This window comes from Tepidamorphus gemmatus (assembly GCF_004346195.1).
Classification (GTDB): domain Bacteria; phylum Pseudomonadota; class Alphaproteobacteria; order Rhizobiales; family Tepidamorphaceae; genus Tepidamorphus; species Tepidamorphus gemmatus.
In genome coordinates this window covers 214,911-238,503 of record NZ_SMAK01000004.1, presented here as the reverse complement: position 1 = coordinate 238,503, position 23,593 = coordinate 214,911, and the positions used below count along the sequence as shown (strand labels likewise).

Below are 23,593 nucleotides of genomic sequence, written 5' to 3'. Positions count from 1 at the left end.
ATTGTTCTAGGAAGACTTAACTTTCGGCCGCTTCGAGCGCTGCCTCGTACGCGGCCAGCACGCCGTCAGCCATGGCGTCCGCCGAGAAGTGGCGTCGAATCTCGACCGCCAGCACCTCGGCCTGCCTGCGCGCTTCGGCCGGGTTGGCGAGAAAGTGTCCCATCTCCGTTGCCAGTGCGTCGGCGTTATCGGGCTCAACCAGGCGGTGGGCTTGGTTGCCGAATATCTCCGGAATGCCGCCGACCGTGGTGGCAACGATGGGCATCGCCGCTGCTGCGGCCTCGAGAACGACGTAGGGAAGCGATTCCGCCCGCGAGGGCACGACCACGCAGCGGCCTTGCGCAAAGGCAGCACGGGCCGGCATGGCGCCTGGAAACCGCACCCGCTCCGACAGTCCGAGCCGGGCGGCCATGCGGCGCAGGCTCTCCGCATCCGCGCCGGCGCCGACGATGGTCGCGGTTGCCGGCAGCCCGGCCGCAGCGAGACGGGCGAGGGCGTCGAGCAGCAGGTCGACCCCTTTCAGCGCCCGCAACTCGCCGACGAATACAAAGTCGGTCGCGTTCGCCTCCTGCGCTACCGGTGCGAATTCGGAGGGCGCCAATCCGTTGTACACCACCCGGACGATACCGGGCGGGGTGCCGATCTTGTCGCGGAACGTCAGGTCGCCGTAACGGCTTTCGAACAGGAAGACGTCGGTGCGGCGGGCTAGCAGCCGCTCCGTGGCGAGATAGAAGAAGCCCGCAGGAGAGGTCCTTCGGTAGTGCAGACTGCCGCCATGCGGCGTGTAGGCACGCACTGGCAGCCCGCCCTGTCGCAGCCAGGTGCCGGCAATGCGCGCATAGGCGCCGCCCTTGGCGCCGTGACCGTGCAGGACATCCGGCTTCACCTGGCGGGCCAGACGTACGATCCTGGCAGCGACGACAAGATCGCCCGGTCCAGGCAGCCGCGACATTGCGAAGCGCGAGATGCCGAGCTCGCAGTGCCGGGCGAGGGTCTGGAACCTGATCGCGGCGGCATCTCCGCCCGTCGCGGCGTCGGCGATGATGCCGACGCTATGGCCGCGTTGCGCCTGCGCTTCGGCCAGGTCGCAGACATGTCGGAACAGTCCGCCCACCGGCGCCCGCATGCAATGGACGATGCGCAGGGGGCGGCGAATCATGGCGGACGGTCAGAACCAGCGCTCGAGCACGTAGATCGTGTCGCCAGGGCGGACCGGATGGTCGGCCGGCACCCGCGCCTCGACGATGGTCCCGTCGATCTGGCGCGATATGACCACCACGTCCTGCACGGCGCGCGGCGTGAACCCTCCGCCGATCGCCACCGCCGTGCGCGCGGTCAGCCCGGCGACATAGGGATACTGGCCCGGCGCCCGGACCTCGCCCATGATGAAGAACGGGCGATAGGTATCGACCTGGACCGTCAGGGATGGTTCGCGCAGGTAGCCGGCACGCAGGCGCGCGGCAATGGTTGTCTCCAGTTCGCCGGTGGTCTTGCCGCGCGCCTGGACATCGCCGATCAGCGGCACGGAGATGAAACCCGAGGCATCGACGGTATACGTGTTCGACAGGGACGGCTGATTGAAGACGACGATGCGCAGCCTGTCGCCACTGTCGAGCAGGTAGGGAGCCGTCAGGGCCTGAACGAAACGCTGGTCGACCTTGGGCGGGCCCGCGCAGGCGGACAGCACTGCGAGGCTGCAGAGAAGAAGGCAGGTGAACAGCCGACCCATTTCGGACGCCGCACAGGATGTTGACTTGGTTCACGAGTGGTAAGCAGACAAGGTTAACAAAGCCTGATCGAGCGAACCCGCGGTCTGGCCGCGCAGGTTGCATTAACCCATTGGTTACCCTGACGGACGATTCATGAAGGCGAAGGCCAAGGGCCGAGGCTCGTGAGTCGACATGGCTATCCAGCACACCTACGCCAAGGCGGGCTTCTCGGGGCCCAACGAACCCGCGAGCGTGTCCGTCCCGGCGCTTCTTGGTGCCCTGTGGCGTCGTCGCATGTGGATTGCCGTTCCGGTGGTGGTCCTTACCGGACTGGCGGTCCTGTGGCTGTCCAGCGTGACCCCGCTCTACCGGTCGACCGCGCGTGTGATCGTGGAGAATCGCGAAAGCGCATTCACGCGTCCGTCGACCACAGTCGAGGAGCGGGCGCTGCTTGATCAGGAGGCCGTGAAGAGCCAGGTTCAGCTGATCCTGTCGGCCGATCTCAGCCGCGAGGTGATCCGCAAGGAAGGGCTCGATCGCTCGCCCGAGTTCAACCCGTCGGGCGGGCGACTTCTGTCGCCGCTGCTATCCTTGCTCGGCATAGTCCGCGACACCACCCATCTCAGCCAGGATCAGCGCATCCTCGACCGGTATTACGACCGGCTGACCGTCTATCAGGTCGACAACTCCCGCGTGATCGCCATCGAGTTCTCCTCGAGCGACCCGGAAGTCGCCGCCCGGGTCGCCAATGCCGTCGCCGACGGCTACATCGCGATGCAGCGGGCCGCCAAGCAGGAGATTACCCGAGATGCCGGCGACTGGCTCAGCAGCCAGATCGCGCAGCTGACGACGAAGGTCGACGAGGCCGAGCGCAAGGTCGAGGAGTTCCGGTCGCAGCACGGCCTGTTCTCGACCCTGCGCGGGTCGGCGGAGCCGCAGACCCTGAGCCAGCAGGAGCTGAGCGAGCTTACCTCGCAGCTCGCCCTGGCGCGTGCGCAGAAGTCGGAGGCGCAGGCGCGGGCGCGGATGATCCGCGAGATGATCGAGTCCGGTCGGCCCATTGAGGCCTCCGAGGTGCTCAACTCGGCCCTGATCCAGAACCTGGTGACGCAGCAGGTCACGCTCACCGCGCAGATTGCCGAATTGTCCTCGACGCTTGGACCCCTGCACCCGCGCATGAAGGAGCTGAATGCGCAACTCGGCGACCTGCGCCGACAGATCAGGGAGGAGGCCGCCCGCTTCGTCCGCGCTGCCGAAAACGATGCCGGCATCGCCGCCGAGCGCGAGCAGGCGCTGCTTGCTACGCTGGAGGCGCTGAAGGACAGCGCCGCCGAGGCGAACGAGAACGAGGTCCAGCTTCGCGCGCTCGAACGCGAGGCCAAGTCTCAGCGCGACCTGCTGGAATCCATGCTGGCGCGCTTCCGTGAGGCGAGCGCCCGGGAGGACATCATGGCGCTGCCCGCCGATGCCCGCATCATCTCCCGTGCCGTGCCGGCGGCAAGACCCTACTTCCCCAAGACCATGGCGACGCTGATCGCGGTGTTCCTCGGTTCGCTGGTGCTGAGCTGCGGCGTGGTCATCACGCTGGAGCTGGCCCGCGCCGCGGGGCAGGGAGCCGTCGTCCCGGTCCCGGCGCTGGGCGACGGCCGCAGCGCCGCCATTCAGGTGCCGCATCCGTCGGGACCGCTCCCCCGCATGGAGGTTGAACCGGATCGCTATCAGTCGCTCCCCATCGACCCGCGGATCATCGCACTGCGCGATGCCCTCATCGGCGGTGGCGCGGACGGCTGGTCCGATGGGGAGGGGACTCGTACAGTGCTTCTCACGACCATCCGGCGAGCCGCCGGGGCAGAGGCGATGGCGCTCGACCTTGCGCGCGCCGTCTCCGACTTGGGCTTTCGGGTCGTCGTCGTCGATACGGAATTCGCACCGGCGAGCGGAAGCGGAGATCGCGCCGGCGACGGCAAGGATGCAGGGCCCGGGCTGGGCGAGGTATTGGCCGGGAGGGCGGACTTCGAGACGGTCATTCGCCGCGACGTGACATCTCGCGTGCATGTGGTGCCGGCCGGCGCCGCCACGGCCGATCCGCTGTTGCTCATCGCCTCTGACCGTATGGCATCAGTCCTCGACGCACTGCAGCAGACATATGACGTTCTCATCATGGTGGCGCCGTCCGTCGACCGGCGCGGCGAAGCGAGGCTTCTGGCGCGGCGCGCCGAGCGCGCAGTGCTGCTGGTCGCGGGGGCCCCGGACGATCCGGCCGCGCAGCGGGCCTGCGACCGGCTCGAGGACGCTGGCGTCCGGCAGGTCGAGATCCTCTCGGTGGATGATATTCAGGGCGACGGAACCCGGCAGTCGGCAGCCTGACCGGCGCGCCTCCCACCTCGGCGCCGATCCGCCTCGCTTCTAGCGGAATTTCTCCGCCAGTGCGCGCAGGAACTGCGATTGTTTCGCCGCACGCTTGAGCTTGAAGCCTGTCATCGCTGCGGTGGTGTGCATCCAGCCCAGGGCCGACAGCGGCAGGAAGGAATCGAACAGCGGATCGGTGCGAGGACACCAGGACCGCTTGTACTGCGCCTCGCCGATGCCCAGATCGAACTCGCGGACGCCGCTGCGGCAGAGATGTTCGATCAGATTGCGCAGCAATATCTCGCCGGGCTGGAAGGGCGCGAACACGCCGAGATCGAACGAATTGATGATGCCGGACATCCGGGAACCGTCCGAGGTTCCCGCCCAGGTTGCGGCTACGCGGCCGCCGGCATCGAGCCAGAACAGGTCAAGCAGCGGCGTCTGCGAGCCGATGCTGCGCTGGCCGAGCTCGTGGAACAGACTCATCACGCCCGGTTCGGCGAAGACGTTGGTGATGTGCCGCTCCCGCATCCGCTCGGACTTCTGCAGGAAGAACGTGTCGAGCACACGATCGAGCTCGTCGGCAGTCTTCGGCCGCCGCAGGCTGCATCCGCCGAATTCCTCGGCCAGCCGCCGCTCGCTGCGGCGCAGCTTCTTGCGGGTCGAGCCGCTGCGCAGCGAGGCGTAGACCGTCTCGAAATCCATACCGAGAGCGACGGAATAGGCAAAGCTCGGCGAGGGCTGGTGGGGGAGATCGACGAGCGGGTTGTCAACGCCCCGCCAGACGTGCGGCTGGTTTCGCAGCGACAACGCGTCGATGCGGGAATGCTCGCGCAGATGGGTCATGACGGGCATCAGCTGCGCCCGGTCGAGACGGCCCGCCAACGCGCCGTCGTAGAGGCCGAACTGATAGTTGACCAGCTTGCCGCCGAGCCACGAGGCTACCCGTGCCGCGCCGACGGTCTTCACCCCGAGCGGCCAGATCAGCGCTGGCGCGCCGGATGGCTGGCGGGCAACGACAATCAGCGGCTCGATGCCTTTGGGCGCGCCGATGTGACGGTGCCAGGCCTCCAGCCAGTCGAAGCGGTGATACGCGGTCATCACGGCGCGCTGCTCGAAATCGCGCCAGACACCTTCTGCCGCGGCGAAACTCGAATGTGCCGCAACAGATGCGATCAGCTTGCCTTCGGCGGCGTCACCTGCGGCGGCCTCGATGCTCTTGTCGTCGCCCGCGATATCGATCGGCTCAGGCATGCTCACGTGCGTTGGCCCCAGTGATGAACGAGACGCCACGCTATCAAGCAAAGCTTAGCAATTGGTTGGCACTCTCTCGAGCGTGCACGCCGCCGTCTAGACCGGACGGCAGAGAGGCGGGGGACGGCAATGAACCGCCGCAAGACGGCAATCTTCAAGGCAGGGCTCGACGCGCTCCATTTCTGTCGCGCGCATCTTGCACTCGCACCGTTCACGGCTGGATCGGGAGTCATCTTCACCCTGCACCACGTTCTGCCCGGCAGCCCCGCGGACTTTGCCCCGAACCGCATCCTCGCGATAACGCCGGAATTCCTCGAGGCTACGGTGCTGGCGATCCGGGCAGCAGGGCTCGACATCGTCTCCCTGGATGAGGCACGACGACGGCTGCTGCAGGGCGACGACCGGCGTTTCGCCTGCCTGACATTCGACGACGGCTATCGCGACAACCTTGTTTACGCCTGGCCCGTGCTCCGGCGGCTTGAGGCGCCGTTCTGCATCTACGTGACCACCTGCCTGCCCGATCATACCGCCGAACCATGGTGGCTGATCCTCGAGCGGGTCATTGCCGGCACGGACCGGCTGAGCGAACCGATGGGCAGGGGCTCGGCCCCGCTCGACTGCGGTAATCTCGACCAGAAGTACGCGGTCTACGAGATCGTTTACTGGTGGTTGCGGAGGCGCAGCGAGCCCGAGCGTCGGGCCGTTGCGCGCGGCCTGGCCGCGCGCCATGGGTTGGACGTCAGAGCCATGGTTGCCGAACTGGCGCTGTCCTGGCAGGAGCTCGCAGAGCTCGCGGCCGATCCGCTCGTCACGATCGGCGCGCATACCGTCGATCATCCCATGCTGGGCGCCCTGCCGGAGGCAGAGGCGGAGTATCAGATGGCGGAGAGTCGCCGGCGCATCGCCGAGCGGATCGGCATCCGTCCGCAACACTTCGCCTATCCCTATGGCGATCCGGCCTCGGCCGGCCCGAGGGAATTCGCGCTTGCCGCGCGTCTCGGCTTCGCGACCGCCGTCACAACCCGCCCCGGAGTCGTGTTTCCGGATCATCGCGCGCATCTGTCGGCGCTGCCGCGTGTTTCGCTGAACGGCGACTACCAGAGCCGGAAATACCTGGATCTGTACCTGACCGGTGCCCCCTTCGCGCTGTGGCGAGGGTTCCGCAGGGTCGATGCGGCCTGAGGACTGTCAGTCGGGATCGGCGCGCTGCATCCAGCGGATGATCGGCATGCAGGGTAAGGTCCAGGCAAAGCCGGCAACCGCGAAATAGATGATCTGCAGGGCGGGATGTCGCTCGGGCATTACGGTCGCGCCGATCACCATCGCAACGGCGATGTAGACGATCACGAAAACGCTCATCGCCAGCACACCGACAATCCGCCGAGTTCCGCGTCTCACCGCCATCTGTCTCCGATCCCTCGCGGCGGCATCGTGTCGCGCGCCGCCGGCGTCATCTGGCGGTTGCCGCCGCCATCCGCCGGCTCTAACTAGGCCCCCGGCTCTCCGAAACCAACAGGCGCATGCCCATGACCCAGGCCGAAACCGCCACCGGTTCGATCCCGCGACAGGTTGCCGCACGGCCTTGGGTGCGGGCGTGGCTGCTGGTGGTGGTGTTCAGCATCTTTGCCATCGTCCTCGTCGGAGGAGCGACGCGGCTGACCGAATCCGGCCTGTCGATCACGGAGTGGCAGCCGGTGACCGGCGTGCTGCCACCGATGTCGGAGGACGCCTGGCAGGAAGCCTTCGACAAGTATCGCCAGATCCCGCAATACCAGCGCGTCAACCGGGGCATGAGTCTCGACGAGTTCAAGACGATATTCTGGTGGGAATGGGCGCATCGCCTGGTCGGACGGCTGATCGGGGTAATCTTTCTCGTGCCGTTTCTCGTGTTCCTGCTCAGCGGGCGGATCGAACGGACGATGGTGCCTTGGCTGGCCGGGGCCCTTGTGCTCGGCGGGCTCCAGGGAGCGCTGGGCTGGTACATGGTGGCGAGCGGGCTCGTCGAGCGCACGACCGTCAGCCAGTACCGCCTTGCCGCGCATCTGACGATGGCAGCGGTGATCTTCTCCTATCTTCTGTGGCTGGCCGACAGTCTGCGGCAGCGGGCTGCCGAACCTGCGGGTCCGGTTCGGTTGAGGATCGGGGCGTTGCTGCTGCTCGCACTCGTATTCGTGCAGTTCGTGCTGGGCGCTCTTGTGGCGGGCCTGCGGGCCGGCCTCGCGTACCGGTCATGGCCGTTGATGGATGGCAAGCTCGTCCCCGACGGCCTGATGATGATGGAACCGTGGTGGATCAACCTGTTCGAGAACATCACCACAGTGCAGTTCGACCATCGCATGGCAGGTTATCTGATCGTGGTCGCGACGATCCTGCACGCGCTCGATGCGCGGTGGACCGGTTCGCTCGAGGCGGCGCGGCGGGCAATGTGGATTGCCATCGTCGCCGTCGTGCAGGTCTGCCTCGGCGTTGCAACGCTTCTGACCGGCGTCCATATCCATGTCGCCCTTACCCACCAGGCGGTCGCCATGCTGCTGCTGGCGCTGCTGACGGTGCATGTCCGACGGGTGTGGGTGGCGGCACGCCAGACTCTGCCGGCGGAAGCCCTTCGCCGACCGTTGTCCGCCTGACGGGTTGCCCCGGTACACGCTTGAACGGCCGCGACGACGGTGAGGCGCTCGTGCCACCGTCATCCCGGCTCATGTGTCGGAGCGGTCCATCGTTGCACGGATCCGACGGTCCGCTCCTGTTTTCAGTGCCGGTGCAATTTCGGACGAGGAACCGGTGACGCGGCCGGGACGAGTGTTCCAGCCGAACGTCGGGATCGGGACGCAAGGGCGACGGTGTTGCCCGCACGATCCCGGATCGGCCGGAAGGCGTGCGCGGTGACGCTCGGCAATATTCAGATCTGGTCCAGCGCCTGGTCCAGATCGGCGATGATGTCGGCCTTGTCCTCGATGCCGATCGACAGCCGCACCACGTCCGGTCCGGCGCCGGCCGACGTCTTCTGTGCATCGGAAAGCTGGCGGTGGGTGGTCGAGGCCGGGTGGATGATCAGGCTGCGGGTATCGCCGATATTGGCCAGATGCGAGAACAGCTTGACCGAAGAGACCAGCTTGACGCCGGCCTCGTATCCGCCCTTGACGCCGAAGGTGAACACCGCTCCGGCCCCCTTTGGGCAGTATTTCTCGGCCAGCGCATGGGTGCGGTCGCCGGGTAGCCCCGCATAGCTCACCCAGGACACCTTCGGGTGCGCCGACAGGTACTCGGCCACCGCCAGTGCATTCTCGCAATGCCGCTGCATCCTCAGCGACAGCGTCTCGATGCCGGTGAGAATCAGGAAGGCGTTGAAGGGCGAAAGCGCCGGACCGAGGTCGCGCAGGCCGAGCACCCGGCAGGCGATCGCAAAGGCGAAATTGCCGAAGGTCTCGTGCAGCACCATGCCCTGATAGGATTCGCATGGCTCGGAGAGCGTCGGATAGCGGCCTTCGCGCGACCAGTTGAACGTTCCGCCGTCGACGATGATGCCGCCGATCGAGTTGCCGTGACCGCCGAGGAACTTGGTCAGCGAATGCACCACGATGTCGGCGCCGTGCTCGAAGGGCCGGCACAGATAGGGTGTCGCCAGCGTGTTGTCGACGATCAGCGGCACCCCAGCCCGCCGCGCGACCTTCGCCACGGCCTCGATATCGGTGACGATTCCGCCCGGATTGGCGATCGATTCGATGAAGATCGCCTTCGTCTTCGGCGTGACGGCCTTCTCGAAAGTTGAAATGTCACTGGAATCCGCCCAGACCACGTTCCAGCCGAACTTCTTGAACGAATGGTTGAACTGGTTGATCGAGCCGCCATAGAGCTGGCGCGAGGCAATGAACTCGTCGCCCGGCTGCAGCAGGGTGTGGAACACCAGCACCTGGGCCGCATGGCCGGAGGCGACCGCCAGCGCAGCGGTGCCGCCTTCGAGGGCAGCGACCCGCTCCTCGAGCACCGCGCAGGTCGGATTGCCGATGCGTGTATAGATGTTGCCGAACGCCTGCAGCCCGAACAGCGAGGCAGCGTGGTCCACATCGTCGAAGACGAACGATGTCGTCTGGTAGATCGGCGTCGCGCGTGCGCCGGTCGTCGGATCGGGCTGCGCGCCGGCGTGAATGGCCAGGGTGCTGAAGCCGGGGACGCGGTCTTCGCTCATACTGATTCCCTCCCGGGGGTTTCTGGTGGGCGGACGGCTGACGGTTATTCCATCCGCATCGACACAGCGTCAAATCATTCGTCGATCGATGTGTCGCGCTTCGCCGATTCGTTGCGCAGGATCGACAGGTGCTGGACGCCCTTTCCGGAGAGCTTCGGCCGTTGGCTCGACAGCGTGCGCGTGTTGACCCCCGCCCAGGCAAATTCGCCTGACAGGCGGCCGTACTCGATCTTGGGGCAGCGATCCATCACCACCCGCAGTCCCGCTGCCTCCGCTTTCGCGGCCGCCTCGTCGTTGCGTACGCCGAGCTGCATCCAGATGACGCGGGGCAGCGGATCGAGTGCCAGCGCCTCGTCAACCACTGCGGCCGCCGCTTCGGACGATCGGAAGATGTCGACCATGTCGATCGGTCCGGGGATGTCGGCCAGTCGTGCATACACGGTCTGGCCGAGGATCGTCTTGCCGGCCTGGCCAGGATTGACCGGGATCACCCGGTACCCCTTCTCGAGCAGATACTTCAGAACGAAGTAGCTCGGCCTGATGGTGTTCGGGCTGGCGCCCACCATGGCAATGGTGCGCACCTCCTGCAAGATGGTTCGGATGTCGTCGTCGGCGTAGGCGAGAGGGCGCATGGGCGGATCACGAAACGGATGCGACAGGCATCGCGTAGCCAGTACCCCTTGCCGCTATGGGGGGCAAGCGCGACAGGCGACCTGGTCGCGGCCAGGGACGGCGGCTACCTGTCCCGCCACACCGGTTTGCGCTTCTCGATGAATGCACCGATCCCTTCGGCGGCGTCCTCGGCCATCATGTTGCAGGCCATCGCCTTTGTCGTGACCGCATAGGCCTCGTCGAGACCGAGCCCGATCTGGCGGTAGAAGGCATCCTTGCCGGTTCGCACCGCGACCTGCGACTTGGCCGCGCAGACTTCGGCGAGGGCAATGGCGGCGGCAAGTGCCTCGCCGGCGGAAACCACACGGTTGACGAGACCGATCCGGGCGGCTTCCTCCGCGCCGATCATGCGGCCCGACATCAACAGCTCCATCGCATGCTTTGGCGCGACGTTGCGCGTCAGGGCAACCATCGGCGTCGAGCAGAATAGCCCCTGATCGATGCCATTGGTGGCGAGCCTCGCATCGGCGCCGGCGATCGCCATGTCGCAGGTCGCGACAAGCTGGCAGCCTGCGGCCGTGGCTATGCCCTCCACCGCTGCGATGAAGGGTTTCGGCGTGCGCACGATCGAACTCATCATCGCGCTGCAACGGGTGAACAGATCCTCGTAGTAGCCGCGACCGCCGTCCGGGTCGCTGCGATGGGCCGTCATCTCCTTCAGATCATGCCCCGCGCAGAAGGCGGGTGGTGAGCCCGCAATCACCACGGCGCGGATAGCATCGTCGGAGCCGACGTCGCGGATGGCTTCCGTCAGTGCGCTGATCAGCGCCTCCGACAGCGCATTGCGCTGTGCCGGCCGGTTCAGCGTCAGGATGGCTATGCCGCCACGGCGCTCGGTCAGCAGCGGCACGTTGCTGGCCGGATGTGACGAGGATGCTCCGAGTGGCGTCATTGTCGTTGTCCTGTTTTCGGCCGCCAGCCTCAATTGGTCTCGGCGATGGCGCGGATCTGATCGAGAAAGGGGGTTACAGCCTCGATGTTGCCTGCCGGGGGGCGCAGCTGGCTGATTGCCGCCATCTGCTGCTGGAGCATGGCGATGAGCTGCTCCTTCTGCGCGGCGGGTATGTTGTCATCGCCGCGGATCTGCTCCATCGCCTCGGCCATCTCGCTGTCGACGCTGCCACCACCGTCGCCGCGTTCGGCAAAGGAGTAGGCGAGCATCACGGAATAGGCGATCCGCGTCCAGTCCTCGAGCGAATCGATTCCGTGTGCGGTGACGATCTGCTCGATCTCGCCGCGGGCCTCCGCGTAGGCCGCGAACGCAGCGATTCCGCTCGTCGGATCCTCGGGATCGGCGACTGCCCGGCCATATCTCTGTTCGAGCTGCTTGCCGAGCTCCTGCAGCTGCGGATAGCTGGCGATGAAGGACTCGACGAGCCCGGGCGTCAGTTGCACCTGCGGTGGCAGGTCCTGTCCCTGGGCGACCGTCGGTTGCGGGACACAGATGGCGCCGATGGCGAAGACGGCGGCGAGGCAGACTGCTCGGAGCATCAAGGTCATGTTTCGGGATCCGGGTGCTGGCGACTCCCCGCGGGCCGCGACTGCTCAGGTGGGGAACGTGGTTGAGACCATGAATTGGCCGGCGGTTCTTGGTCGGACCGATCTTGCCGTGACCGCCCCACGCATGTCAAAGCAGCCGGCGAGCTGAAGCAATCGGAGATGGCGAATGCTTGCGGACACGCCGCGGCCGACGGTCATGACGGCGCAGGAAATAGACGATTTCCTCGCAGTCGAGTTCCCTCAGATGCAGTATGGCGGCAAGAGCTTCTTCATCGAGGAGGTCCGGCCACTCGGCGCGCGGGCGCGCATGGTCTACCACGAACGACACATCCGCCCCGGCGGCACGATTTCCGGTCCGTCGATGATGTCGCTCGCCGACTACACCATGTACATCGCGCTGCTCGCTCAGATCGGCCCGGTGGCTCTCGCTGTGACGACCAATCTGTCGATCAATTTCCTGCGCAAGCCTGCACGGCGCGACATGCTGGCCGATTGCCGGATCATCAAGCTCGGTCGTCGCCTGGCGGTCGGCGAAGTCAGTCTGTTTTCGGACGGCGAGACGGATATGGCGGCCCATGTTGTCACCACCTACTCGATCCCCGATCGGCGATGAGGAGTGTGGTAAAATAATACCTCATACATAGAGTCCTGATATTGATCGTGAAATTTCGGATCGCAACGCGCTGGGTGGCTTGACGCGGCGGCCTGGAGAGCGTACAAGCCGCGTCCGACGAGGCGCCCCGGCAGGGCGCCGTTTCGTATGCGCGTCCGGGCTGCCGGATGAGCGCACATCCGACAGGTGACCTCATGAAGACGTTTTCGGCGAAGCCGGCCGAGATCGACAAGCAGTGGGTGGTGATCGACGCCGACGGCCTCGTGGTCGGCCGGCTGGCGGCCCTGATCGCGACCCGTCTGCGGGGCAAGCACAAGGCGAGCTTCACCCCGCATGTCGACTGCGGCGACAATGTGATCGTCGTCAACGCGGACCGCGTTGTCTTCACCGGCCGCAAGCGCGACGACAAGGTCTATCACTGGCACACCGGCTATCCCGGTGGCATCAAGGAGCGTACGGCGCGCTTCATCCTCGAGGGCAAGCATCCCGAACGGGTCGTCGAGAAGGCGGTCGAGCGCATGCTGCCGCGCGGGCCGCTCGGCCGCCAGCAGCTCCGCAATCTTCGGGTCTATGCCGGCCCTGACCATCCGCACGAGGCCCAGCAGCCGGTGAAGCTGGACGTGGCCGCCCTCAATGCCAAGAATGCCAGGAGCCAGTGAAGATGAGTGGGCAGGACATCCAGTCGCTCGGTGATCTCGGCGCCGCGCTCGGCACGCAGAGCCCCGAGGCTCCCGTCTACGAGAAGAAGGTCGATGCCCAGGGGCGGGCCTACGCCACCGGCAAGCGCAAGGACGCGGTCGCCCGCGTCTGGGTCAAGCCCGGCCGCGGCCTGATCACCGTCAACGGCAAGGAGTTCGACCGGTATTTCGCGCGTCCGGTGCTGCGCATGGTCATCCAGCAGCCGCTGATCGCCGCCAACCGGCAGGGTCAGTTCGATGTCGTCTGCACGGTTGCCGGCGGCGGCCTGTCGGGCCAAGCCGGCGCGGTCCGGCACGGGCTGGCCAAGGCCTTGACCCATTACGAGCCGGAGCTCAGGTCGGTGCTCAAGAAGGGCGGCTTCCTGACCCGCGACTCGCGCGTCGTCGAGCGCAAGAAGTATGGCAAGCGCAAGGCGCGCCGCAGCTTCCAGTTCTCGAAGCGCTGACCTTCAGGCAGGCAGCGTGGACGGATCGAGGGCGCCTGCGGGCGCCCTTTTTGTCTGTGGGCCAGGCGCTTCGTCATCCCGGACGGCCGACGGCCGGTACCGGATCGGGTCGCCTCCCGCGCTGGCGACACCCCGATCGGGGCTCTCCGCGCGACTGCGGCCGGGATGACGATGCGGATGGAACAAGTGGGCGGGTGCGGCGACGTCCGCATGCGAACTGAACGGAGACGGCCATGACCACCACACGGGTCGCGATACTCGGGGCGAGCGGATATACGGGGGCGGAGCTGGTGCGCCTTCTCTCCCGCCATCCGAACATGGAGATCGCCGCGCTGACCGCCGACCGCAAGGCCGGCCAGTCGATGGCGGACGTCTTTCCGCACCTTGCGATTCTCGATCTGCCGCCGCTCACGGCGATCGACGAGGTGGACTGGAACGGCGTCGATGCGGTGTTCTGCGCGCTGCCGCACGCGACCACCCAGAAGGTGATCGCGGGCCTGCCGAAGCGGCTGAAGATCGTCGATCTGTCCGCCGATTTCCGGCTCGAGGATCCGGCCGCCTACGAGAAGTGGTACGGGCACGCCCACGCCGAACGCGAGCTTCAGAAGGAGGTCGTCTACGGCTTGCCGGAGTTCTACCGCGAGAAGGTGAAATCCGCCCGCATCGTCGCCAACACCGGCTGCTATGTCGCCGCGGCGATCATTCCGCTGATCCCGGTACTGGAGGCCGGCCTTGCCGATCCGGACTGGATCATCATCGACGCCAAGTCCGGAGTCTCGGGAGCCGGCCGCGCGGCCAAGGAGGCGAACCTGTTCACCGAAGTTTCCGAGGGCTTCCACGCCTATTCGGTGGCCGGCCACAGGCACATGGGCGAAATCGACCAGGAACTGTCCAAGGCCGCGGGCCGGCCGGTGACGGCGAGCTTCACGCCGCATCTTCTGCCGCAGAACCGCGGAATCCTGGCCACGACCTATCTGAAGGGCGAGGCGCAGGCGATCCACGCCCGGCTCGCCGAGCGTTTCGCCGGCGAGCCCTTCGTGCACGTTCTACCTTTCGGCAGGACGCCGGCCACGCGGCATGTACGCGGGTCGAACCACTGTCTGATCGGCGTCGTCGCCGACCGGCAGCCCGGCCGCACCATCCTGATCTCGGTGCTCGACAACCTGGTGAAGGGTGCGAGCGGCCAGGCAATCCAGAACATGAATCTCATGCTGGGCCTGCCGGAGACGGCGGGGCTGGAGCAGCTTGCGCTGTTTCCCTGAGGCCCTCGGGGAGGGTGATCGCTGTCCGGGATGGCGAGGACGGTTGCGATTGGCTAAAGCCGCATCAGCATGAGCCCGGCCAGCACAACCGCAACCGAGATCATGCGCACCGGGCTGAACCGTTCGCCGAGAAAGACGACGCCGATCAGCACGGCGAACACGACACTGGTCTCGCGCAGCGCTGCCACCACTGCGATCGGCGCGACGGTCATCGCCCAGATGACGATGCCGTAGGCGGCGAGCGACAGCGCGCCTGCCAGCAGACCCGGCTGCCAGTTCGTCGCGATCATCTCGCCGAACCGGCGCCCGCGTGTGATCGACGCCCAGAGCAGCAGCGGCACGCCGTCGAGCACGAACAGCCAGACCGTATAGGCTATCGGTTCCCCGCTGGCACGTGCGCCGAGCCCGTCGGAGATCGTGTAGCCGCCGATGAAGGCGCTGGTCCCCAGCGCATAGAGTACGCCGGTGCGCTCTCGCACCAACACGCCGATACCGCGGTCGAAGGACAGCGCGACGATGCCGGCCGCCAGCACGACGACGCCGAGGATCTTGGGCAGGCCCACCGGCTCGCCGATGAAGGTGAGGCTCGCGATCAGCGTCAGGAATGGAGCCGTGCCACGCGCCAGCGGATAGACCTTGCCGAGTTCGCCGTGCTGGTAGGCGTTTGCCAGGAAGGCATTGTAGCCGATGTGCAGGAGCATCGAGGTGATCAGCCATGGCCAGGCTTCCGCCCGCGGAATCGAGACGAAGAACAGCGCGGGTGCTGCGATCAGGGCGCCGCAGGTGGCAAGCATCGTGACGACCGCCAGCCGGTCGCCCTTGAATCGCACGATGGCGTTCCAGGAGGCATGCAGGACAGCCGACAGCAGGACGAGCAGGGCGACGGAGATCGACACGGATGACAGATGCCGGGCAGGGCGGGGACAGCGCTTCCTATACGCCCCCGGACGAGATCCCGCCAGCCCGCGGCGCCCGACCGGTCAGCACTTCATCTTCACGTAGCGACCCGGCGCGTCCTCGATCGGTTTCAGCTTGCCGTCACCGGGATGGCGGGCCGGAACCATCGTCTTGTTGTATCGGCGAATCCATGCCTGCCAGTCGGGCCACCAAGACCCGGGATGCTCCTTTGCCTTGGCCATCCACTTATCGAAGTCGCCGGACGGCTTCGGACCGGTCCAGTACTGGTATTTCCGCTTCTCGGGCGGGTTGACGACGCCGGCAATGTGACCTGACCCGGCCACGACAAAGCGGATCGGCCCGCCGAAATGCTTCGATCCGACAAAGACTGATTTTGCCGGCGCGATGTGATCCTCTCGGGTGGCGAGGGTGTAGACCGGGATCCTGATCTTGCGCAGCTCGAGTGTCTCGCCGCCGATCACCATCCGTCCGGTGGTCAGCCGGTTCTCCAGGTAGCAGCTGCGCAGATAGAATGAGTGGTTGGCCGCTGGCATGTTGGTCGAATCGGCATTCCAGTAGAGCAGGTCGAAGGGGAAGGGCGCCCGGCCGCGCAGGTAGTTGTTGACGACATAGGGCCAGATCAGGTCGTTCGAGCGCAGGAGGTTGAAGGCAGTCGCCATCCGGCTGCCCTCGAGATAGCCCTGCCGGGCCATCTCCTCCTCGACCAGCCGGATCTGCTCCTCGTCGACAAACACCTTGAGATCGCCGGCATGGGTGAAGTCGACCTGCGTCGTGAGGAAGGTCGCCGTGGCGGCCCGCTCCTGTCCCTTCGCCGCCAGCCAGGCGAGCGTGACGGCCAGCAGTGTTCCGCCGACGCAGTAGCCGCCGACATTGACGATGTGCTCGCCGGTGGCCTGCTCGACGGCATCCATCGCCGCGAGGACACCCTCGCGCATGTAGTCCTCGAACGATTTCAGTGCGAGCCGTGCGTCGGGATTGACCCAGGAGATCGTGAACACCGTGTGTCCCTGGTCCACCATCCACCGGAACAGCGATTTTTCCGGCGTCAGATCGAGGATGTAGTACTTGTTGATCCACGGCGGCACCATCAGGAACGGCAGCTTGAACACCTGTTCCGTTGTCGGGGCGTACTGGATCAGCTGCACCAGGTCGTTCTCGAAGACGACCTTGCCGGGCGTGATCGCCAGGTTGCGGCCGACCTCGAATCCGGTGGGGTCGGTCTGGCGGATCTTGAGCTCGCCCTTTCCGAGCTTGATGTCCTCGGCCAGCAACTTCATGCCGCGCACGAGATTCTCGCCGTCCGATTCCAGCGTCTCCCTCAACAGTTCCGGATTGGTCAGCACGAAGTTGGACGGGGACAGCGCATTCGCGATCTGCTTGACGTAGAACAGCGCCTTGTGCCGGGTATGCTCGTCGATATCCTCCGTGCTTTGGACGAGGTTCTCCGCCCATCGGGTGGTCAGCAGATAGGCCTCCTTGAGGAAGTTGAAGGCCGGGTGTTCCTCCCAGGCCGGATCGGCGAAACGCCTGTCGCCCTTGTCGGGCGTGGCGGCGGGCTCCCCCGCTTCTCCTCCCATCCGTTGCAGTGTCGAGGTCCACAGTTCGAGATAGCCTCGCCACAGTGCCGTCTGTGCCTCCACCGCCTTCTGCGGATCGGAGACCCACTTCTCGGCAACATGCGACAGTGTTTTCATCGCCTGGGCCAACTCGGCGGCGAAGATCCGCTTCGCCTCGCCTGCCTCGCGCGGGCCGAGGATGGCGGCGAGGGCCTTGCCGCCCTCTTCGGCGAGGCGCGCCATGTTGCGCGCGAACGCCTCGGGATCGCGGATCGCGAATGGCGGCTGTGGTCCCTCCGGCGTCTGCTTCATGATCCTCCCCTGCCGGGCCGATGGCGCCTCTCGGTTCAAGTCTATCATGGCGATACGCGCGCCGGTTTAACAGTCCATCGAGGCTGAATTCGGGTCGCGGTTTTGACATATTGGCCACCTACCCCCAGAACGTTGGGGAACCTGCTTGCAGTCATCCGGACCACATGCGCGGCAGATCGGACATCGAATTGCGACCGCTCGCGGCATGCGTGCTGGCGGCCGGCCTTCTCGCGCTGGGCGGTTGCGAGACCGCGCCGGATCTCGAGCGGCTCGCGCCTCCCGTCCAGAAGCTGCGGACCGAGACGCCGGAGTCGCGACATCCGACGACGGATCAGGAGTTTCCCAACATCAACAACGCGCCGGACCGTCCCTCGGTGATGCGGACGCAAAGCGAGATCGAAGAGATCGAGAAGGATCTTGAGGCGACAGGCGCGTCGCATGTAAAAGAGGCCGATCAGAAGATTACGGCCGAAAAGCCAGCGCCGGCGACGTCGGTCAGACCTGCCCCGGAGCCCTCCACGGACTTGCGTCCACCGCAGAGACCGGCCGAGCAGGGGGAGACGACCGATCAGCCGGCCGCGCCACCCGCCGCCGAAAGCCCGTCATGAGCGAGTTCCACAAGACCAAGCGTCTGCCCACCTACGTCTTCGAGCAGGTCAACAGGCTCAAGGCCGAGGCTCGCTCCGGTGGCGCCGACATCATCGATCTCGGCATGGGAAATCCCGACCTGCCGACGCCTCAGCATATCGTCGACAAGCTGGTCGAGACGGTGGCGCGGCCGCGCACCCACCGCTATTCCACCTCGAAGGGCATTCCCGGCCTCCGCCGCGCCCAGGCCGCCTATTACGATCGCCGCTTCGGCGTGAAGCTCGATCCAGACAGCCAGGTCGTCGCCGCGATCGGTTCCAAGGAGGGATTTGCGAACTTCGCCCAGGCGATCACCGCGCCGGGCGATGTGGTGCTGGTCCCCAATCCGACCTATCCGATCCACCAGTTCGGATTCATCATCTCGGGGGGCGTCATCCGCCAGTTGCCCGCGCGACCGGACGAGGCGTTCATTCGCGCGATGGAGCGCGCGATGGTCTATTCGGTCCCGAAGCCAATCGCCGTCGTGCTCAACTATCCGGCCAATCCGACCGGCTACTGTGCGAGTCTCGATTTCTATCGCGACGTCGTGGCCTTCGCGCGCAAGCACGAGCTCTTCATCCTGTCCGATCTCGCCTATGCCGAGATCTACTTCAACGACACGCCGCCGCCATCGGTTTTGCAGGTACCGGGTGCCATCGACTTCACTGTCGAGTTCACCTCGATGTCGAAGACCTATTCGATGCCCGGATGGCGGATGGGGTTTGCCGTCGGCAATGCCCGCCTTCTGGCGGCGCTGGCGCGTGTGAAGTCCTATCTGGATTATGGCGCCTTCACCCCGATACAGGTCGCGGCCACCGCTGCCCTCAACGGGCCTGACAGTGTCATCGCCGAGATCCGCGACGTCTATCGTCATCGCCGCGATGTGATGGTGGATGCCTTCGCGCGCGCGGGCTGGCCAATCCCCGCCCCCGAGGCGACCATGTTCGCCTGGGCGCCGATCCCCGAGCAGTTCCGGCATCTGGGCTCGCTGGAATTCTCCAAGCTGCTCGTCGAGAAGGCGGAGGTCGCGGTCGCCCCCGGTATCGGCTTCGGCGAGGACGGCGAGGGCTATGTGCGCATTGCCCTGGTGGAGAACGAACAGCGGATTCGCCAGGCCGCTCGCAACATCCGCCGGTTCCTTGCCTCGGCGGAGGAAACCATGCACAACGTCGTCGCACTTGGTGCGGCCCGCGGCTAGGCATTGCCGCCGTCGCACGTCTTCCGGTTCGAGGGGCAATGTCGCAGGCATTACGAGTGGGGCTCGCCGGCCTGGGGACGGTCGGCGGAGCCGTGTTCAGGCTCTTGTCCGAAAAGGCCGGGATGCTGGCGGCCCGCGCCGGCCGGCCGATCGCGGTGACGGCCGTCTGCGCCCGCGACAGGATGCGCGACCGCGGGCTCGATCTGGGGACGGTGACCTGGTACGGCGACCCGGTCGCCATGGCACGCGACGCCGACATCGACATCTTCGTCGAGGTGATGGGCGGCGGAGATGGACCCGCCGCGGCAGCCGTCGAGGCGGCCCTGGCCGCCGGTAGATCGGTCGTCACGGCAAACAAGGCGCTGCTGGCGACCCGCGGCGTGGCGCTGGCGAGGCTGGCCGAGGCGAGCGGCGCGACCATCGGCTACGAGGCCGCTGTCGCGGGCGGCATCCCGATCATCAAGACATTGCGCGAGGCCGTCGTCGGCAACCGGGTGTCGCGCGTCTACGGGATCCTCAACGGTACCTGCAACTACATCCTGACCCGTATGGAGGAGGGACTGTCGTTCCAGGAATGCCTCGCCGATGCCCAGCGGCTCGGCTATGCGGAGGCTGATCCGACATTCGACATCGAGGGCCACGATTCGGCTCACAAGCTGGCCATTCTCGCGGCGCTCGCCTTCGGCACCGAGATCGATACCGCGTCCATCCATCTCGAGGGCATCTCCAGCATCACACCCGCCGATCTGTCGGCGGCAGAGGAGCTCGGCTACCGCATCAAGCTGCTTGGTGTCGCCCGGCGGACCGAAAGCGGGATCGAGCAGCGCGTGACGCCGACAATGGTGCCGCTGGTCTCCGCGATGGCCGGCATTCACGGGGTTCTCAATGCTGTCGCGGTTGATGGCGACGAGGTCGGCGAGATCATGCTGGTCGGGCCCGGCGCCGGCGGCACGGCAACCGCTTCGGCCGTCGTCGGCGACATCGTCGACATCGCAAGGGGCGGCCCGCGGCCGGCGACATTCGGTCAACCGGCGCAGACGCTGACGCCATACCGCGCGGCGCGCATGCGGGCGCATGAAGGTGGGTACTACATTCGCCTGTCGGTGTTCGATCGCCCCGGCGCCTTCGCCGCAATCGCGCGGCGCATGGCCGAGCAGTCGATCTCGCTGGAAAGCATCATGCAGAAGGACGGTCATGACCGCGACGGATCGGATGTGCGGGCGCGGCGGGTCATCCTCATCACCCACGAGACCACCGAAGCCCAGATCAGGCGGGCGCTCGATGCGATCCAGGAGGACGGTCAGATCGAGGGGCGTCCGCAGATGATCCGTATCGAGAAGCCGTAGCGGCACCAGGCCAGAGGAAGAAGATGGCGCGCAAGGACGACAGGAAGGGGCCGAAGGCGGCCAAGACGGGCAAGGTTGGCAAGAAGCAGTCGGGGATCAGCATGGTTCTCGACCGCGTCCTGACGCTGGAGATCGTGCGCGTCACCGAACGGGCGGCCGTCAACGCCGCCAGGTGGCGGGGCCGCGGCGACGAGAAGGCTGCCGATCAGGCCGCCGTTGACGCCATGCGGCGCGAGCTCAACCGTCTCGCGATCCGCGGCACGGTCGTCATCGGTGAAGGCGAGCGCGACGAAGCGCCGATGCTCTACATCGGCGAGGAGGTCGGCACCGGCGAGGGGCCGAAGGTCGACATCGCACTCGATCCGCTCGAGGGAACCACCATCTGTGCCAAGGACCTGCCGAACTCGCTCGCGGTGATCGCAATCGCCGAAAGCGGCAGCCTCCTGAACGCGCCCGACGTCTATATGGACAAGATCGCCATCGGCCCGGGTTATCCTGAGGGGGTCGTCAGCCTCGAGGCGCTGCCGGCCGAGAACATCAAGGCGCTGGCCAAGGCCAAGGGCGTGCCGGTCGGCGAGATCACGGCCTGTGTCCTCGATCGGCCACGTCACGCCTCGATCATCGAGGACATTCGCTCGGTCGGCGCCGGCATCCGCCTGATCGGCGACGGCGACATCGCCGGGGTCATCCACACCACGACGCCAGAGGAGACCGGCATCGACATCTATCTCGGCATCGGCGGGGCGCCGGAGGGCGTCCTTGCGGCCGCCGCGCTGCGCTGCATCGGTGGCCAGATGCAGGGCCGGCTGATCCTCGACACCGACGACAAGCGCAAGCGGGCCCGCAAGATGGGTATCGAGGACTTCGACCGCATCTATCAGATGGACGAGATGGCGCGCGGCGACGTCCTGTTCGCGGCAACGGGTGTCACCGACGGCAACCTTCTCTCCGGTGTGCGCTTCGGCAAGAAGACCATCCGCACCGAGACGGTGGTGATGCGCTCCTCGACGCAGACGGTCCGCTGGATCAAGGCCGAGCACCGCTCCTTCGAAAAGTTCGGCTGAAGCCGCCCGCCCATCGCCGCTGGACTGGCACAGGCGACTCGGGCTTTGTCCTGGGTGCAATGGGTAGGATGTTGACCGCAGCCGATCCGCCGGCGCTGGCCATGCGTGCCGAACGCGCTCTTCTGGGCGTCGAACGCTCGGTCTGTGGACGCCGCTGGGTGGATCGCCTCGATCGGGCAGGCCACCAGGCTGCCCTGGCGATGGTGCAGCAGCATGACCTGCCGGAGCTTCTTGCGAGGGTCCTGGCTGGACGGGGTGTCGCCGCGGCCGACGCGTCCGGCTATCTCGATCCCAGCCTGCGCGCGCTGATGCCCGATCCGTCCCGACTCGCCGGGATGGAGGCTGCTGCCGATCGGCTGGCGCGCGCGATCCGTGCGGGCGAGCGCATCGCGATCTTCGGTGATTATGATGTCGACGGCGCAACGTCGGCGGCACTGCTCGCCCGTTTCCTGCGCTTCCACGGCCTCGATCCGGTCATCCATATTCCCGATCGCATCGTCGAGGGTTACGGGCCGAATGACGAGGCGATCGCCGCGCTCGCTCGGACCGGCGCCAGCCTGCTCGTCACGGTGGATTGCGGATCAACCAGCCACGATGCGTTGAGCCGGGCGCGGCGGCTTGGTCTCGATGTTGTGGTGGTCGATCACCACCAGATGGGCGCCGACCTGCCGCCTGCCGTTGCCGTCGTCAATCCCAACCGGCAGGACGATCTGAGCGGGCAGGGACATCTGGCGGCGGTCGGCGTTGTGTTCCTGCTGTTGGTTGCGACCAATCGCCTGCTGCGGGCAGCCGGTCATCCGCAGCCCGATCTGCTCGGCTGGCTCGACCTCGTCGCGCTCGGCACCGTCGCCGACGTGGTACCGCTGACCGGGCTCAATCGCGCCTATGTCCGCAAGGGGCTCATCGCACTGCGACGCCGCGACTGCATCGGACTTGCCGCGCTGGCCGATGTCGCCCGCCTCACCGAACCGCCGGACACGTACCATCTCGGCTTCCTGCTCGGACCTCGCATCAATGCCGGCGGCCGCATCGGCGATGCCGGTCTTGGCGTCAGGCTGCTCCTGTGCAGCGACAGCAACGAGGCGGCCCGGCTCGCGGCCACGCTCGATCGGCTGAACGGCGAGCGTCAGGCGATCGAGGCGCGCATCCTCGAACAGGCCCAGGCGATCATCGAGGCCGATCTCGCCGTCCGCCCGCGCTCGGTTCTCGTCGCGCATTCCGCAGACGACTGGCATCCGGGCGTGGTCGGCATCGTCGCTGCGCGGCTCAAGGAGAAATACGGAGTGCCCGCCTTTGCGATTGCACTCGGACCCGACGGGTTCGGTACCGGCTCCGGCCGTTCCATCCGCGGTGTCGATCTCGGCGCGGCGATAAGGGCGGCGGTCGCCGAGGGGATCGCGGTCAAGGGCGGTGGACACGCGATGGCCGCGGGACTGACGGTGCACCGGGATCGGATCGGCGACCTGTCCGAGTTCCTCGACGCACGCCTTGCGGCGTCGGTCGCCGCCGCGGCCGAGAGCGACCTGAAGGTCGATGGCCTGCTGACGGCCTCCGGCGCCACGCCGGAACTGGCCGCGACGCTGGAGGCGGCGGGGCCCTTCGGCTCTGGCAATCCGCAGCCCGTGGTCGCGCTTGCCGCCCACCGTCTCGCCTATGTCGAGCCGACCGCTCAGGGGCATGTCCGGCTGAGCCTCGCCGACAGCAGCGGGCGGATCAAGGGCATCGCCTTTCGCGCTGTCGGCACGCCGCTCGGCGATGCACTGCTGTCGGCGCGTGACCGGACGGTACATGTGGCGGGGACGCTGCGGGTCGACCGCTGGGGCGGCCGCGAGGCGGTGCAGATCGCCGTTCGCGACATCGCACCGCACGGAACCTGAGCCGAC

Annotated in this window: 22 protein-coding genes; 12 read left to right on the top strand and 10 right to left on the bottom strand. The window is 66.6% G+C overall.

Going from position 1 to position 23,593, the window contains the following annotated elements:
* Positions 1–16: 16 nt before the first annotated feature.
* Both EDC22_RS08580 and EDC22_RS08575 read right to left on the bottom strand, forming a co-directional pair.
* Positions 17–1,159, bottom strand: a complete 1,143-nt coding sequence (locus EDC22_RS08580; RefSeq protein ID WP_132806223.1) for a glycosyltransferase family 4 protein — start codon at positions 1,157–1,159, stop codon at positions 17–19.
* 9 nt (positions 1,160–1,168) lie between these two features.
* A complete protein-coding gene (locus EDC22_RS08575; protein WP_132806222.1) occupies positions 1,169–1,729 on the bottom strand; it encodes a polysaccharide biosynthesis/export family protein in 561 nt (186 codons plus the stop codon).
* A gap of 172 nt (positions 1,730–1,901) precedes the next feature.
* On the opposite strand from EDC22_RS08575, the gene EDC22_RS08570 reads away from it, so the two are divergent.
* Positions 1,902–4,076, top strand: coding sequence for a GumC family protein (locus EDC22_RS08570; RefSeq protein WP_132806221.1), 2,175 nt, complete (start codon positions 1,902–1,904; stop codon positions 4,074–4,076).
* Positions 4,077–4,115: 39 nt separating this feature from the next.
* On the opposite strand, the gene EDC22_RS08565 is transcribed toward EDC22_RS08570, so the two are convergent.
* Complete coding sequence (locus EDC22_RS08565) at positions 4,116–5,312, bottom strand: GNAT family N-acetyltransferase (protein ID WP_132806220.1); 1,197 nt, start codon at positions 5,310–5,312, stop codon at positions 4,116–4,118.
* Positions 5,313–5,441: 129 nt separating this feature from the next.
* Between EDC22_RS08565 and EDC22_RS08560 the strand changes: the two genes are divergently transcribed.
* Positions 5,442–6,494: a polysaccharide deacetylase family protein gene (locus EDC22_RS08560; protein ID WP_132806219.1), complete on the top strand. Its 1,053-nt coding sequence runs from the start codon at positions 5,442–5,444 to the stop codon at positions 6,492–6,494.
* A 6-nt stretch (positions 6,495–6,500) separates the two neighbouring features.
* On the opposite strand, the gene EDC22_RS08555 is transcribed toward EDC22_RS08560, so the two are convergent.
* A complete protein-coding gene (locus EDC22_RS08555; protein ID WP_245499687.1) occupies positions 6,501–6,716 on the bottom strand; it encodes a DUF2842 domain-containing protein in 216 nt (71 codons plus the stop codon).
* 122 nt (positions 6,717–6,838) lie between these two features.
* Here EDC22_RS08555 and EDC22_RS08550 point away from each other — a divergent pair, with 122 nt between their 5' ends.
* Positions 6,839–7,939: a COX15/CtaA family protein gene (locus EDC22_RS08550; protein WP_132806218.1), complete on the top strand. Its 1,101-nt coding sequence runs from the start codon at positions 6,839–6,841 to the stop codon at positions 7,937–7,939.
* 272 nt (positions 7,940–8,211) lie between these two features.
* On the opposite strand, the gene EDC22_RS08545 is transcribed toward EDC22_RS08550, so the two are convergent.
* The 4 genes from EDC22_RS08545 to EDC22_RS08530 form a co-directional block, all read right to left on the bottom strand.
* On the bottom strand, positions 8,212–9,498 hold the full coding sequence (locus EDC22_RS08545) for an O-acetylhomoserine aminocarboxypropyltransferase (protein WP_132806217.1): 1,287 nt from the start codon (positions 9,496–9,498) through the stop codon (positions 8,212–8,214).
* Positions 9,499–9,572: 74 nt separating this feature from the next.
* Entirely contained in the window at positions 9,573–10,130 is a 558-nt protein-coding gene (locus EDC22_RS08540) for a CoA-binding protein (RefSeq protein ID WP_132806216.1), read from the bottom strand.
* 104 nt (positions 10,131–10,234) lie between these two features.
* Positions 10,235–11,062, bottom strand: a complete 828-nt coding sequence (locus tag EDC22_RS08535; protein ID WP_132806215.1) for an enoyl-CoA hydratase — start codon at positions 11,060–11,062, stop codon at positions 10,235–10,237.
* A 29-nt stretch (positions 11,063–11,091) separates the two neighbouring features.
* Positions 11,092–11,670 carry a hypothetical protein gene (locus tag EDC22_RS08530; protein ID WP_132806214.1) on the bottom strand — a complete coding sequence of 193 codons (579 nt, stop codon included), beginning with the start codon at positions 11,668–11,670 and terminating at the stop codon, positions 11,092–11,094.
* A 166-nt stretch (positions 11,671–11,836) separates the two neighbouring features.
* On the opposite strand from EDC22_RS08530, the gene EDC22_RS08525 reads away from it, so the two are divergent.
* From EDC22_RS08525 to argC, 4 genes are all read left to right on the top strand, one after another.
* A complete protein-coding gene (locus tag EDC22_RS08525) occupies positions 11,837–12,283 on the top strand; it encodes a PaaI family thioesterase (protein ID WP_132806213.1) in 447 nt (148 codons plus the stop codon).
* A 194-nt stretch (positions 12,284–12,477) separates the two neighbouring features.
* Complete coding sequence (gene rplM / locus EDC22_RS08520) at positions 12,478–12,942, top strand: 50S ribosomal protein L13 (protein WP_132806212.1); 465 nt, start codon at positions 12,478–12,480, stop codon at positions 12,940–12,942.
* 2 nt (positions 12,943–12,944) lie between these two features.
* A complete protein-coding gene (rpsI, locus tag EDC22_RS08515) occupies positions 12,945–13,427 on the top strand; it encodes a 30S ribosomal protein S9 (RefSeq protein ID WP_132806211.1) in 483 nt (160 codons plus the stop codon).
* Between the two features lie 233 nt (positions 13,428–13,660).
* Entirely contained in the window at positions 13,661–14,689 is a 1,029-nt protein-coding gene (argC, locus tag EDC22_RS08510; RefSeq protein ID WP_132806210.1) for an N-acetyl-gamma-glutamyl-phosphate reductase, read from the top strand.
* A 53-nt stretch (positions 14,690–14,742) separates the two neighbouring features.
* Here argC and EDC22_RS08505 read toward each other — a convergent pair whose 3' ends face one another.
* Together EDC22_RS08505 and phaC are read right to left on the bottom strand one after the other, a co-directional pair.
* The gene (locus tag EDC22_RS08505; RefSeq protein WP_132806209.1) at positions 14,743–15,585 is read right to left on the bottom strand and encodes a DMT family transporter; all 843 of its coding nucleotides are present in this window, start codon (positions 15,583–15,585) and stop codon (positions 14,743–14,745) included.
* An 84-nt stretch (positions 15,586–15,669) separates the two neighbouring features.
* Positions 15,670–17,475, bottom strand: a complete 1,806-nt coding sequence (gene phaC, locus EDC22_RS08500; RefSeq protein WP_132806208.1) for a class I poly(R)-hydroxyalkanoic acid synthase — start codon at positions 17,473–17,475, stop codon at positions 15,670–15,672.
* A 110-nt stretch (positions 17,476–17,585) separates the two neighbouring features.
* On the opposite strand from phaC, the gene EDC22_RS08495 reads away from it, so the two are divergent.
* From EDC22_RS08495 to recJ, 5 genes are all read left to right on the top strand, one after another.
* Positions 17,586–18,083, top strand: coding sequence for a hypothetical protein (locus EDC22_RS08495; protein WP_132806207.1), 498 nt, complete (start codon positions 17,586–17,588; stop codon positions 18,081–18,083).
* A complete protein-coding gene (locus EDC22_RS08490) occupies positions 18,080–19,300 on the top strand; it encodes an LL-diaminopimelate aminotransferase (protein ID WP_132806206.1) in 1,221 nt (406 codons plus the stop codon). The genes EDC22_RS08495 and EDC22_RS08490 overlap by 4 nt, the downstream gene beginning before the upstream one ends.
* A 38-nt stretch (positions 19,301–19,338) precedes the next feature.
* Complete coding sequence (locus EDC22_RS08485; protein ID WP_132806205.1) at positions 19,339–20,646, top strand: homoserine dehydrogenase; 1,308 nt, start codon at positions 19,339–19,341, stop codon at positions 20,644–20,646.
* Positions 20,647–20,747: 101 nt separating this feature from the next.
* Positions 20,748–21,710 carry a class II fructose-bisphosphatase gene (gene glpX, locus EDC22_RS08480; RefSeq protein WP_132806354.1) on the top strand — a complete coding sequence of 321 codons (963 nt, stop codon included), beginning with the start codon at positions 20,748–20,750 and terminating at the stop codon, positions 21,708–21,710.
* 101 nt (positions 21,711–21,811) lie between these two features.
* Positions 21,812–23,587 (top strand): single-stranded-DNA-specific exonuclease RecJ, encoded by a 1,776-nt coding sequence (gene recJ, locus EDC22_RS08475; protein ID WP_245499686.1) that lies wholly within the window; start codon positions 21,812–21,814, stop codon positions 23,585–23,587.
* The last annotated feature ends 6 nt before the right edge of the window (positions 23,588–23,593 follow it).